We start from the raw sequence: 13,793 nt of genomic DNA, 5'->3' as shown, positions 1-13,793 counted from the left end.
CCCAATACCCAGTCCCCAATACCCAGTCCCCAACCATGAAATACGTAGACGAATTTAGAGAACCAGAAAAAGCCGCAGCTTTACGGCGTGAGATTGAAAAAATAAGTTACCAATTAGATAAACACATTAAAATTATGGAAGTATGCGGCGGGCATACTCATTCTATTTTTAAATATGGTATCGAAGAAATATTGCCAGCAAATATTGAATTAATTCATGGCCCTGGTTGTCCAGTGTGTGTCATGCCCAAGGGTAGATTAGATGATGCGATCGCCATCTCCCAAAACCCCAACGTCATTTTAACAACCTTTGGCGACACCATGCGCGTTCCTGGTTCTAAACATAGCCTACTGCAAGCTAAAGCCACAGGCGCAGACATTCGCATGGTTTACTCACCACTAGATAGTTTACAAATAGCCAAAAATCACCCCGATAAACAAATTGTTTTCTTTGCTATCGGCTTTGAAACTACCGCCCCTAGCACCGCTTTTACTATTCTACAAGCTGCTGAAGAAAATCTACAAAACTTTAGCGTATTTAGTAACCATGTCCTCGTAATTCCCGCCCTCAAAGCCTTATTAGATAACCCCGATTTACAACTAGATGGATTTGTCGGGCCTGGTCATGTCAGTATGGTAATAGGCACTGATCCTTATGAATTTATTGCCCAACAATATCATAAACCCGTAGTGGTTTCTGGCTTTGAACCTTTAGATATTTTGCAATCAATTTGGATGCTGTTACAGCAGTTAGTAGAAAATCGTTGTCAAGTCGAAAACCAATACAATCGACTCGTACAACCAGCAGGTAATCAAAACGCCTTAAAAGCCATGAATCAAGTGTTTACAGTGCGTGAAACATTTGAATGGCGAGGCTTAAATGAAATACCTAATTCCGGGTTAAAAATTCGCCCAGAATATGCCCAATTTGATGCAGAATTAAAATTTACTCTTCCTAACCAAAAAATCGCAGATCATAAAGCTTGTCAATGTGGTGAAATTCTCAAAGGAGTGCTGAAACCTTGGCAATGTAAAGTATTTGGTACAGCTTGCACACCAGAAACACCAATTGGTACTTGTATGGTATCTTCAGAAGGGGCTTGTGCAGCATACTATAAATATGGCAGATTCTCGACTGTGATGCAAAAATCAGCAGTTGAACAGCCAAAAGTGACTATCCCTTCATAACCTCCACAACAGCAGCGATACACTTCACACAACAACACTGCGAGGAAAATTGTATGCCATTTGTCACCGTGAAAATTGCCAGAGGACATTCCATCGAGAAAAAACGGCATTTAGTAGAAGCCATTACCAATGCTATGGTTGCAGCATTAGATACCAAGCCCGAATGGATTACAATTCACATTGATGAATTTGAGCGAGAAAATTGGGCTGTCAATGGTATTTTACATTGCGATCGCCATCGTGGTAGACACGACGAAACAGGCAGATAACACTAAAAAATAAAGCGTAGGGTGTGTTACCCATCACGTAACGCACCTTACCTAATATTAAATATCAAAAACCACAAATTACAAATTACAAAATATTAAAAATGGATATTCCCCAAACCAACGCCACACCCAACCCTCTCTTACAAAAAATTGAACAAATTCGTCGCCGCCAAAATAAAATCAAAGATACCCACATCACCCTCGCACATGGTAGCGGCGGAAAAGCCATGCGCGATTTAATTGATGATATCTTTGTCAGCAGTTTTGATAATCCAATTCTCTCCCAATTAGAAGACCAAGCAAGTGTTAATTTATCCCAACTTTTACCCCAAGGAGATAGACTAGCATTTACCACAGATTCCTATGTAGTAGACCCCTTATTTTTCCCTGGCAGTGATATCGGAGAATTAGCAATAAACGGCACAATTAATGATTTAGCCGTCAGTGGTGCTAAACCCTTATATTTAACCTGTAGCGTCATATTAGAAGAAGGACTACCCACAGAAACCCTACGACGTGTCGCCACCAGCATGAAAATTGCCGCCCAAAAAGCAGGAGTGCAAATAGTTACAGGTGACACAAAAGTAGTGCATCGTGGCGCAGCAGATAAATTATTTATTAACACGGCTGGTATTGGTATCATCCCCACAGGCGTTAACATTTCCGCCCACAACATTCAACCAGGAGATGCCATCATTATTAATGGGGAATTAGGAAATCATGGCGCAGCAATTTTAATTGCCCGTGGAGAATTAGCATTAGATACTAACATAGAAAGTGATTGTCAACCATTACATGAATTAGTAGCAACCATCCTTAACGTATGTCCTGAAATTCACGCCATGCGAGATGCAACCAGGGGAGGTTTAGCCACAGTTCTTAATGAATTTTCTTTAACTTCTAATGTAGGAATACGCATCAATGAAGCAACAATTCCTGTGCGGGAAGAAGTTAAAGGAATGTGTGAAATTTTGGGGTTAGACCCCTTATATCTAGCCAATGAAGGTAAGTTAGTAGTAGTAGTAGCAAATGACAAAGCCGATACAGTTGTATCAGCAATGAAATCTCACCCAGCCGGAAAAAATGCCTGTATTATTGGTGAGGTTGTTTCTACACCTCCAGGGGTTGTCTTATTAAAAACAGCCTTCGGCACAGAACGTATTGTTGATATGCTAGTCGGCGACCAATTACCAAGAATTTGTTAACAATTAAGAAGATTTATTCATGCACGAACTAGGAATTACCCAAAATATAGTAGCAATTGTCAATGAATATGCCAACGGCTCAAAAGTGCGGCGAGTTGTCGTAGAAATTGGCAAACTCTCAGCTATTATGCCTGATGCTATCAAATTTTGCTTTGATATATGTTCTCAAGGTACAGCATTAGAAGGCGCAACTTTACAAATTATCGAAATTCCTGGTTTAGCAAAATGTCGTCAATGTGGTGCAGAAATTCCTTTAGAAAAACCATTTGGAATATGTGAATGTGGCAGTGTCCACCTAGATTTAATTACAGGCGAAGAACTAAAAATTAAGGAGATAGAAGTAGAGGAAGTATGTGTGTAACCTGCGGTTGTTCAGATGATGCTGACAGCAAAATTACTAACTTAGAAACAAGAGAAATGGAACACAACCACCATCATCATACTCACACTTTACCAGATGGTACTGTGATTACCCATGCTCACCATCACGACCATGATCATAACCATGAATCATCACAAATTCACGCCCAAATTCATGGGACAACTATATCATTAGAACAGGAAATTTTAGGAAAAAATAACCTGTTAGCCGCCCAAAATCGGGGATGGTTCAAAGGTCGGAATATTCTCGCCTTAAATTTAATGAGTTCCCCAGGTGCAGGGAAAACAACTCTGTTAACTCGCACAATTAACGACCTCAAACAACAGATACCCATCAACGTCATCGAAGGCGACCAAGAAACGATTAACGATGCGGAAAAAATTAAACAGACAGGTTGTAAAGTTGTGCAAATCAACACAGGAACAGGCTGTCATTTAGACGCATCAATGATAGAAAGAGGTTTACAACAACTCAACCCACCATTAAACTCAGTGGTGATGATTGAAAATGTGGGTAATTTAGTCTGTCCAGCTTTATTTGACTTAGGAGAACAGGCGAAAGTTGTAATTCTTTCCGTCACAGAAGGGGAAGATAAACCGATTAAATACCCCCATATTTTCCGTGCGAGTGAGATAATGATTCTCACCAAAATTGATTTATTACCTTATGTACAGTTTGATGTGCAGCGTTGTCTAGAATACGCTAAACAAGTCAACCCCAACATTCAGATTTTTCAGGTTTCTGCTACTACAGGTGCTGGTTTAGAGAGTTGGTATAAATGGTTAACAGAAAAAGTTTTTAGCTGTGCAAATTTGGTCAATGCTTAAGTGAGTATACTTAAGTTTAGCAAATAGTTTAAGTCTTAAAAATCTCGGCTTCTTTCCGAAGTCGGGTTTTTTTGTTGGCAGCAATTATTATTTATCATAAATACCTCTATAGATTCATGAAAATGGTGATTAGTTTACCAAAAATTGAGGTACATATTTTCCTCTTGACTTGGTGCGTAAATTTTCAAATAACAAAATCATCATGAATAATATAATTAACTACAACAATGACAAAGGACTCCTCGCCTACATAGAATTTTTAGCCGCTAGTGCCTTAAAACCCAGAAATGGGAATACTGACCCAGTATTTGACTTTGAGGATGCACTTGATCAAACAGAAATGGCGCAGTTAGCAGTTGAAGAATTAAAAAAAATTCCAGAAGTCAACACCTTATTTGAAGAACGCTGGCTACCTGCACCTTTTAATTTAGATGACTTAGCCAAACTCCCAGAGGGAACTTTAGGTCATATCTATGCCAGAGAGATGAAAGCTAGAGGTTTCGACCCTTACTTTTATAAACAAGTCCCTGTAGTTGATGATATTTCCTATGTTAAAATGCTGTGGCGTTCTACCCATGATATTTATCATGTAGTCACTGGATTTGAGACTGATGCTATTGGAGAAATAGGACTACAAGCATTTGTGTTAGCTCAAACTTCAATTCCTATCAGTGTGATGTTGGTAAGTTTTGGTATGGTAAGGATCAGTCTGTATCAACCAACAAAATTCAATGATTTAATGACAGAAATAGCTCGCGGCTATCGGCTAGGTTCTCAAACTCCTGGTAAACTAATAGCCCAAAAATGGGATCAGTTTTGGGACGTACAAGTAAGTGAAATTCGTGCGCGCTTAGGCATGAAAACCATAGACCATGATTTAGCCGCAATTGCCTAGTTAAAAAATCAAAAACTGGATTTCAATTTTGCCACATATTCAGGATATCTTTCACTAAAACTTCTTGTATCCAAATTTGTAAAACAATCACTAAAGGCACAGCTAAAAACACACCCAAAAACCCAAAAAATGAGCCAAATATCACTACAGATAATAAAGTAACTGCTGGTAATAGTGATACTTGACTTTTCATTACCAAAGGCACGATAATTAAACTTTCTACCTGTTGAATTATAAAGTATACGAATACGACTGCGCCAGCTTTCCAAGGGGAATCCATCAGAGCTAACAAAGCCGGTGGAATCACACTCAAAGTAGGGCCTACATTGGGGATAAATTCTAATAATCCTGCTAAAATTGCATTGATTAGTGGTAATCTTACCTGCAAAAGTGCTAACCCAATATAGCTGAAAACACTAATCAATAACATAGTCAACAGTGTGCCTTTAATCCAACCAGTTAAAGATAATGCACACTTATTGAGAATTACATGAACTCGCGGACGATAGAAAGCCGGAAATAAAAAGATAAAACCTCTACGATAGGCAACGGGATTTACTAAGAGCATAATAGTCAATGCTAATAATAGTAGTGTTCCTAAAGCAATAGTCAGGGAACTACTGATTAAAAACAAAAAATTATTCAAGATGCGATTTAACCAGCCTTGTAAACCTTGAGTCAGATATCTAAAATTACGAACATTATCTAAAAATTCATTGGGAATTACTCGTACTAACCAATCATTCCATAACCGAATCCGATCTAATGCCATTGGCATCAGGTTACTTAATTCTCGTAATTGCTCAATCAACTGAGGTACGAGGATAATAAAAAAGCTAAAGATTAAAAATAATAAAATACTCACAGCTATAAAAATAGCCAGACCTCGCTTAATCCGAAATTTCTGTAAAAATTGGACAAAATGGTTTAAAACAGTTGCCAAAACTACAGCAGCAAATGCAATCAAAACTATTTGACGAATTTGCCAAATAATATACAAAGATATAATGACTAAGAAAAACCCCATTAATTGACCAAAAGGCACAATTCCGCCTCCATTTTGCCAGCAATCAACAGATTGTGCGGCTTTTAACATGAATTTAACATTTAAATAATACTGCCTGGTGATTGATAAATAAGCCGCTTCAAGAGAGATTTTTAACTCAGCAATATTCACCTTGAGGCGTAATTAAGTCAAATATAGTAGGGAGTAAGGAATGGGGAATAGGACTCTTTCCAATTACCACTGTTTAGTTCGTAATTTATCAGCAAAATCCTTCCCTAGCTAGAGAGCGATCGCCTGGGTAATGTGAGAATTTTAGCCACAGGAGGAAATATGCGTCAGCTAATTATTCAAGTACCAAGAGGGCATGGAGATACTGTTATTAATATCGCCAAATCTCTCGATGCACAGAACTTAGCCGAATTTGCCGCCCACAATGGTGAAGATGAAGCCATTGATGTGGTAATACTTCATGTGTCTAATCATAAAGTTGACCCCCTGTTAGCTAAATTACAAGACCTACCCAAACTACACATTACACTCATTCCCTCTGCCGTCATCCCTCTACAACCACCCGCATCGGAAGCACCAGAACAAGTCAAAGACGTAGAAACCCTCAGCCCCATAGAAGTCTTTCTTTCTGGCTTGCAAAGTGTCGGCTCTTGGCGTGGCTTTCTCGCTTATGCGGCGGTAGCTGGGATAGTAGTCTGGATTGGTTTATACACAAATACAACTTTTTTGCTAGTTGCTGCTATGCTAATTGCTCCCTTTGCCGGCCCAGCAATGAATACAGCAATCGCCACAGCACGAGGAGACTATCAACTACTCTGGCGCAGTCTGCTGAGATATTTTGTAGCATTAGCAGTCACCATCCTCACCACATGGACACTCAGCCTGATTTTACGCCAGGAAATTGCTACCAGTTTGATGATTGCTAATAGCCAAGTGTCCGCAGTGGCAGTATTTTTACCCCTCGCAGCCGGAGCAGCCGGGGCGTTGAACTTAGTACAATCCCAGCAAAATAGCCTAGTATCTGGGGCGGCAACTGGGATGTTAGTTGCTGCTTCCTTAGCTCCCCCAACCGGAATTGTCGGTATGGCTACCGCCATTGGTAGATGGGATATGGTGACAGATGGCATATTCTTACTATTACTGCAACTATGCGGCATCAATTTATCAGCCTCCCTGTTATTCCGAGTTTATGGTTTGTCAACTCAAGGAACTCGTTATCAACGTGGTAAAAAACTGGTTACTCGCTTGGCTTGGATAATTACCGTTATCGCCTTGAGTCTGCTTCTCACTTGGCAATTTATTAATTCTCCCTATTTAGAACGTTCCACCATTGCCCAACAAGCTAATGCAGAACTGCAAAATGTTGTAAAGCAAGTTGATTTAGCCAAATTAGTTGAGTCTAATGTTCGCTTTACTCGTCCCAATATAGAAGGAGAAAATACCTTGCTATGCGTTGTTTATGTTCAACGTCAACAAGGAGTCACCGCATCTGCTGGGGAAATTCGTTCTCGTCTTACACAGGCAATTCAAACCCGATTAAATCGAGAAGGGTTTAATGTTACACCCCTAGTAGATGTGATTGTCTTGGAGAAAGGTTAGGAAGAAGCAGGGGAGTAGGGGAGATGAGGGAGATGAGGGAGATGAGGAGGATGTAGCTTGCTTTCCTTCTCTTTCAGAGACGCTATCGCGTAGCTTGCTTACCCGGAGGGGTACGGAGGCGTAAGCCTACCCGCAGGGTGGGGGATGAAGGAAGGTAGAAATTCTTTTCCAGTCCCTTCCAGTCCCCAATCTCTTCCCATCCCCAATCCCCAGTCAAGAGTCAAAAGTCCCCATTCCCCATTATGAATTGGAAACAACTTCTACTGAACTTACGCCTGATTAAATTGCGACGCTTTTTTGGTTCGCTATTTTATCCTATGCAAAGGGATTTATTAGAGCGTCCGTTTCTCAGTGCCAAACAAGTGTTTGCAGAAATTGGTGATATCCTCAAGGCTGAACCTATACCGCAAGGCGCAAAATTTTACTTTGAAAAAGTTGAACTGGAAATACATTTTTTAGCTGCTGATTTCGTGCGTGTAAATTGGCAACCAGGAATAGCACCGATTCCCTATGCTATGGCTGGCAAAGATTGGTCAGAAGTAGCAGTTGAATTTGAAAAAATGGGCAATAGCTGGTTAATTTCCACTAAAGAATTACAAGTAATAGTTAATCAAAATGGTAGTCTTATCTATCAAAATTATCTAGGCGAAATTATCCGCGAAGAACTACCCCCCCAACTCAAAACTGCTGGTTGGGTGCATCAAGCTAAACTACGTCCAGAAGAACATATCTATGGCTTAGGTGAACGTGCTGCACCTCTCAACCTACGAACACCGCAAGAGGGGAAACCTGCTACCACCAGTTATTTAATGTGGAATTATGACGCAGGTGGTAGATATGGCCCCGGAACAGATCCGCTTTATCTGTGCATTCCCTTGTATCTGGGTTTGCATCAGTCGGGGAGTTACTTGATTTTCTATGAAAATAGCTACAAAGCAACATTTAGCTTTAACGGTTACGCCGCCGCCGACTTTGATGGGGGAGCATTGCGGTATTATTTTAGTATCGGTTCCCCAGCGCAATTATTAGACCGTTACACCCAATTAACAGGTCGTCCCGCCTTGCCTCCCCGTTGGGTGCTTGGTTATCATCAATCACGCTGGGGATATGAAACAGAAGCAGCCATCCGGGAAGTTGCGGAGGGATTTAAGAATCATAATTTACCTTTGAGTGCTATTCATTTAGATATAGACTGCCAAGAAGGATTTCGCGCCTTTACCATTGATCCTGACCGCTTTCCTCAGTTAACGGAATTTAACCAGGAATTAGTAGACAGAGGAGTGCATTTAATTGCAATTGTGAATCCTGGTGTGAAAGCTGACCGGAAAAGTAAATTATTTGAAGAAGGGCGATCGCAAGAAGTATTTTGCAAAACCATCAATGATAAACTGATCATCGCCCCCGTCTGGCCTGGACTGTGTGCATTTCCTGACTTCACCAACCCCAAAGCCCGCCACTGGTGGAGTCGTCAGTATGAATATCTCCTAGACTTAGGCTTCACTGGTTTTTGGCATGATATGAACGAACCAGGGATTTTTGTCCTTTGGGGTGATCCTTCCCTACCGCCAAATTCTACCCTGCATTTTCTCGAAGGCAGAGGTGGCAATCATCTTGAAGCGCATAATGTCTATGGATTACTACAAGCCGAGGCAGCTTATGAAGCCTTAAAAGAATACAAACCAGAACATCGTCCTTTCATTGTATCCCGTGCAGGTTGGGCAGGTTTACAACGTTATGCCTGGACTTGGACAGGAGACATCGAAACAAGTTGGGCTGGACTACGTATAACAATTACCACTGTATTAAATATGGGTCTTTCTGGCATTCCCTACAGTGGGGCTGATATCGGTGGTTTTAAGGGTAATCCCAGTCCTGAATTATATTTGCGTTGGTTTCAGATGTCATGTTTTTTACCCTTCTTTCGTACCCATAGTGCCAACAACGTCAAACCCCGCACACCTTGGACTTTTGGCGAACAAATTCTGAGTATAGCCAGAGACTTTCTCTGGTTGCGCTATCGACTTTTACCTTATCTCTATACCTTAACATGGGAAACCAACCAAACTGGCCATCCCCTTGTACGTCCTTTATTTTGGGCTGACAGCCACAACCCCCAACTCTGGGCTGTGGAAGATGCTTTTTTATTAGGTGAGGCGTTGTTAATTGCTCCCATTGTTGAAGAAGGTGCAACTTCACGCCCAATCATCTTACCTGATGGGCATTGGTATCACTTCTGGGATGATACCCGATTCCCTGGCGGAAATCAAATTGACATCGCCGCACCACAAGAGCAAATACCTGTATTTGTCAAAGCGGGTTGTGTGTTACCAATGGCAGAAAATCAACAACTCATCCTTCATATTTATCCCCCGGTAACTGGAGTTGGTGCGGGTAGGGTGTATAGTGATGCGGGTGATGGTTATGCTGCTTGGCGGTTAGATGAATTTTATCTCAAGCGAGATGAGGATAACTTAGAAATTATCTGGCAACAGCAAGGAAATTACCCGTTCCCCTACAAAAACGTTAAACTCCATATTCACGGTTTAGCAGTACAAAAAGTTTGGGTAGACGGTGAACAAGTTGATTACCAAAACAATTGTTTCCAGGTTGAACAATTTCAACAAATCAACTGCCAAATTCTCGCAGAAGACTAACATCAACAAACATCTTGCACCTATAGGTTGATCATAATTTTTGTAGGGTGGGCATTGCTTACCATTTGCTCAAACCCTTAGCTTTAGAGAACATCAAAAAATAAATTATCCAAATCGACTGTTAGTAGGGTGCGTCAGTAGGAATATTTTCTTGGTATAGTAGGGGCGGGTTCACAAATACCCTAGTTGAGCAATCCAAGATATTTATAAACCCGCCCCTACTAGGGTTTCTCGTACTGACGCACCCTACATTTTGGATATTTTGTAATTTACCTGCGTCAGCCTTTATGGTAAATATTTAACCGGACATGATTTACCAGCGCAACATGAGCAATATTCCCGCAGTCGGACAACCAGCACCAGATTTTTCTACCCCTGACCAAAATGACAACCCTGTAAGTCTTAATGATTTTAACGGTCAATGGTTGGTAATTTATTTCTACCCCAAAGATGACACCCCTGGTTGTACTACCGAAGCCAAAGACTTTACAGAATTACAATCAGAATTTAGCCAATTAGGAGCTAAAATTGTAGGTGTAAGTCCCGATTCAGGGAAAGCTCATTGCAAATTTATAGACAAACATAGCTTGAATATTACCCTATTAAGTGACCCAGAACATCAACTAATTGAAGCTTACGGTGCTTGGCGATTAAAGAAATTCATGGGTAAAGAATATATGGGTGTAGCACGTTCAACTTTTTTGATTTCACCTGACAAAAAAATTGCTTATGTTTGGGCGAACGTTAAAGCTAAAGGTCACGCGCAAGCAGTGTTAAATAAATTGCAAGAATTAACAGCTAATTAAAAAAGGAAAAATGAATTATTTTAAGCTATGGCAATCTGAAAAAACTTAATTCAAAAATAAGATAAAACCTATGTCGAATCGTCCTATATATCTCGATTGTCACGCCACCACGCCTGTAGATGAACGGGTATTAAGTGCGATGCTACCCTACTTTACAGAAAAATTTGGCAACCCATCTAGTATTAATCATGTTTACGGTTGGGAAACAGAAGCGGCTGTGAAACAAGCACGGGAAATTTTAGCCGATGCAATTAACGCCACACCTGAAGAAATTGTTTTTACTAGCGGGGCGACGGAAGCAAATAATTTAGCGATTAAAGGTGTAGCGGAAGCTTATTTTTCTAAAGGTCAGCATATTATTACTGTGGCGACTGAACATAGTGCGGTGCTTGACCCTTGTGAATATTTAAAAAATCTGGGTTTTGATATTACTATACTGCCTGTTAAATCAGATGGATTAATTGATTTAACAGTATTAGAAAAAGCGTTGCGTCCTGAAACAATTTTAGTTTCTGTGATGGCGGCTAATAATGAAATTGGTGTCTTACAACCATTGGCAGAAATTGGCGAACTATGTCATCAACGCCAGATAATTTTTCACACAGATGCAGCCCAAGCTATTGGTAAAATACCTCTTGATGTGCAAACAATGCACATAGATTTAATGTCTCTGACAGCCCATAAAGTTTACGGGCCGAAAGGTATCGGTGCGTTATATGTTCGCAGACGCAACCCTAGAGTACAACTCGCACCACAACAACACGGGGGAGGACATGAACGGGGTATGCGTTCTGGGACTTTGTATACACCGCAAATTGTCGGTTTTGGCAAAGCTGTAGAGATAGCTTTGGCTGAACAAGAGACTGAAAACCAACGTCTCACCCAGTTACGACAAAGTTTGTGGGAACAGCTTTCACATTTAGAGGGAATTCATCTTAATGGACATCCTACCCAGAGGTTAGCGGGAAACTTAAATATTAGTGTGGAAGGGGTAGACGGTGCGGCTTTATTACTAGGGTTACAGTCAATAATGGCTGTATCTTCTGGTTCAGCTTGTTCATCAACTAAAACAGCACCTTCTCATGTACTAACAGCTTTGGGACACTCAGAAAAATTAGCTTATGCTTCTATTCGGTTTGGCATAGGACGGTTTAATACACAAGCCGAAATTGATTTAGTCGCCAAACACGCGATCGCCACCATTGAGAGTTTACAATCAATTACAGTGAGTTAGCGATCGCTCCCCTTTGACCATTTTCCTTACCTGATGCGCGGATGGGTAGGTGTTGAAAATCGCTCCTCAGCAAAAATCGCTGTATCCCTTACACCATAGGCTTTTGCAGAAAAATTAATTTGAAACCATCCGCGCACCTTACCCAGTAAGGGTTTCAGCTATTTTAGTCAAATCAACTGACATTTTCTCGTGTTATGATAGACCCATCCGCGAATCTGAACCTTGAAAACCTCATATACATTAGCTTTCGGGCTGCCGCAGTTGAAATTAACAATAATCCCTATCAGGGATTGAAACCGCAGATACTTCTTTTGTTGTGTAAAAAACTCTAATCCAAGTTGAAATTAACAATAATCCCTATCAGGGATTGAAACGAAACATTCGCCAGAACCATCCCGGTTACACCAGTTGAAATTAACAATAATCCCTATCAGGGATTGAAACACCTGTGGATGGAAGGACGGAAGATACATCATCGAGTTGAAATTAACAATAATCCCTATCAGGGATTGAAACAGGATTTATAGTCGCAGTGGAATTACCCGCGTAATGTTGAAATTAACAATAATCCCTATCAGGGATTGAAACAGATTTAATCCCATCTCTGGAATACAGAACTCAAGTTGAAATTAACAATAATCCCTATCAGGGATTGAAACTGGGAAGGCATTGTAATCAATGCCTTAGGGATAGATATAGTGTTGAAATTAACAATAATCCCTATCAGGGATTGAAACCCGTGATAGTAGCAATTGCCTGTAAGGTCTATGAGGTTGAAATTAACAATAATCCCTATCAGGGATTGAAACTAGCACTATACGCTGATAATCGTACATCAGTAAAGTTGAAATTAACAATAATCCCTATCAGGGATTGAAACAACTTTTTGGCAAAATGATAGATTTACCGATAAGTTTACCGTTGAAATTAACAATAATCCCTATCAGGGATTGAAACGCCAACTCAAACCTTACCAAGCTGTGTAAATGGTAGTTTCAGGTTGAAATTAACAATAATCCCTATCAGGGATTGAAACGTCTCCAGCAAGACTCCTAGCGAATAATGAATTGGTTGAAATTAACAATAATCCCTATCAGGGATTGAAACTTCTGTCCCATCGATATCTGGGAAAACTTGTACGACCAAGGTTGAAATTAACAATAATCCCTATCAGGGATTGAAACAAAAACAACCCACGCACGGAAACGTGATCATCTATGTTGAAATTAACAATAATCCCTATCAGGGATTGAAACGCGTATACCTCGAAATACAGCCATTAACTTGGGGTTGAAATTAACAATAATCCCTATCAGGGATTGAAACGAATACTATGATTCTTAATAGACTCTAGTTCATTGTTGAAATTAACAATAATCCCTATCAGGGATTGAAACATGACTTGACTGTTTACCCTTGCGGCTGCTTTGACTCAACCGTGTTGAAATTAACAATAATCCCTATCAGGGATTGAAACCCAAACAAAAAATCCCAGGAACGTTGCCGGAACGGTTGAAATTAACAATAATCCCTATCAGGGATTGAAACATCGCACCACTAGCGATCGCCTCTCTCTTCACTTGTTGAAATTAACAATAATCCCTATCAGGGATTGAAACACGGATTCATCGCTAGCCCTTACGGTGCGGGCGATGTTGAAATTAACAATAATCCCTATCAGGGATTGAAACTGCTAGGTGAGGGTGTCTCTCCTTAAAAT

General features: G+C 40.4%; 11 protein-coding genes and 1 CRISPR repeat array (1 of these 12 running past the window's edge). Of the genes, 10 read left to right on the top strand and 1 reads right to left on the bottom strand.

Going from position 1 to position 13,793, the window contains the following annotated elements:
• Window positions 1-35 precede the first annotated feature (35 nt).
• The 6 genes from hypD (at window position 36) to A3775_RS14170 (ending at window position 4,765) form a co-directional block, all read left to right on the top strand.
• Window positions 36-1,187, top strand: coding sequence for a hydrogenase formation protein HypD (gene hypD, locus A3775_RS14195; RefSeq protein ID WP_066425486.1), 1,152 nt, complete (start codon window positions 36-38; stop codon window positions 1,185-1,187).
• Between the two features lie 53 nt (window positions 1,188-1,240).
• The gene (locus tag A3775_RS14190) at window positions 1,241-1,456 is read left to right on the top strand and encodes a 4-oxalocrotonate tautomerase family protein (protein WP_066380276.1); all 216 of its coding nucleotides are present in this window, start codon (window positions 1,241-1,243) and stop codon (window positions 1,454-1,456) included.
• Window positions 1,457-1,557: 101 nt separating this feature from the next.
• On the top strand, window positions 1,558-2,661 hold the full coding sequence (hypE, locus tag A3775_RS14185; protein ID WP_066380277.1) for a hydrogenase expression/formation protein HypE: 1,104 nt from the start codon (window positions 1,558-1,560) through the stop codon (window positions 2,659-2,661).
• Window positions 2,662-2,680: 19 nt separating this feature from the next.
• A complete protein-coding gene (locus A3775_RS14180; RefSeq protein ID WP_066380278.1) occupies window positions 2,681-3,022 on the top strand; it encodes a hydrogenase maturation nickel metallochaperone HypA in 342 nt (113 codons plus the stop codon).
• Window positions 3,013-3,870 carry a hydrogenase nickel incorporation protein HypB gene (hypB, locus tag A3775_RS14175; protein ID WP_066425484.1) on the top strand — a complete coding sequence of 286 codons (858 nt, stop codon included), beginning with the start codon at window positions 3,013-3,015 and terminating at the stop codon, window positions 3,868-3,870. Before A3775_RS14180 ends, hypB begins: the two co-directional genes overlap by 10 nt.
• A gap of 202 nt (window positions 3,871-4,072) precedes the next feature.
• Window positions 4,073-4,765, top strand: coding sequence for a Coq4 family protein (locus tag A3775_RS14170; RefSeq protein WP_066380283.1), 693 nt, complete (start codon window positions 4,073-4,075; stop codon window positions 4,763-4,765).
• 22 nt (window positions 4,766-4,787) lie between these two features.
• On the opposite strand, the gene A3775_RS14165 is transcribed toward A3775_RS14170, so the two are convergent.
• Window positions 4,788-5,810, bottom strand: a complete 1,023-nt coding sequence (locus tag A3775_RS14165) for an AI-2E family transporter (RefSeq protein WP_066380976.1) — start codon at window positions 5,808-5,810, stop codon at window positions 4,788-4,790.
• Window positions 5,811-6,101: 291 nt separating this feature from the next.
• Here A3775_RS14165 and A3775_RS14160 point away from each other — a divergent pair, with 291 nt between their 5' ends.
• From A3775_RS14160 to A3775_RS14145, 4 genes are all read left to right on the top strand, one after another.
• On the top strand, window positions 6,102-7,379 hold the full coding sequence (locus tag A3775_RS14160; protein WP_066425586.1) for a TIGR00341 family protein: 1,278 nt from the start codon (window positions 6,102-6,104) through the stop codon (window positions 7,377-7,379).
• Between the two features lie 242 nt (window positions 7,380-7,621).
• Entirely contained in the window at window positions 7,622-10,033 is a 2,412-nt protein-coding gene (locus A3775_RS14155) for a TIM-barrel domain-containing protein (protein ID WP_066425482.1), read from the top strand.
• Window positions 10,034-10,359: 326 nt separating this feature from the next.
• Complete coding sequence (gene bcp, locus A3775_RS14150) at window positions 10,360-10,839, top strand: thioredoxin-dependent thiol peroxidase (protein WP_066425584.1); 480 nt, start codon at window positions 10,360-10,362, stop codon at window positions 10,837-10,839.
• A 70-nt stretch (window positions 10,840-10,909) separates the two neighbouring features.
• Window positions 10,910-12,073 (top strand): cysteine desulfurase family protein, encoded by a 1,164-nt coding sequence (locus A3775_RS14145; RefSeq protein WP_066425480.1) that lies wholly within the window; start codon window positions 10,910-10,912, stop codon window positions 12,071-12,073.
• Window positions 12,074-12,333: 260 nt separating this feature from the next.
• Window positions 12,334-13,793: a CRISPR direct-repeat array (repeat unit 37 nt; unit sequence GTTGAAATTAACAATAATCCCTATCAGGGATTGAAAC) (it continues 478 nt past the right edge of the window).

The sequence above is a fragment of the Anabaena sp. 4-3 genome (assembly GCF_001597745.1).
In the GTDB taxonomy this organism is placed as follows: domain Bacteria; phylum Cyanobacteriota; class Cyanobacteriia; order Cyanobacteriales; family Nostocaceae; genus Trichormus.
Note: the sequence above shows the minus strand (reverse complement) of the source record. Positions and strands in the feature narration are given on the sequence as shown.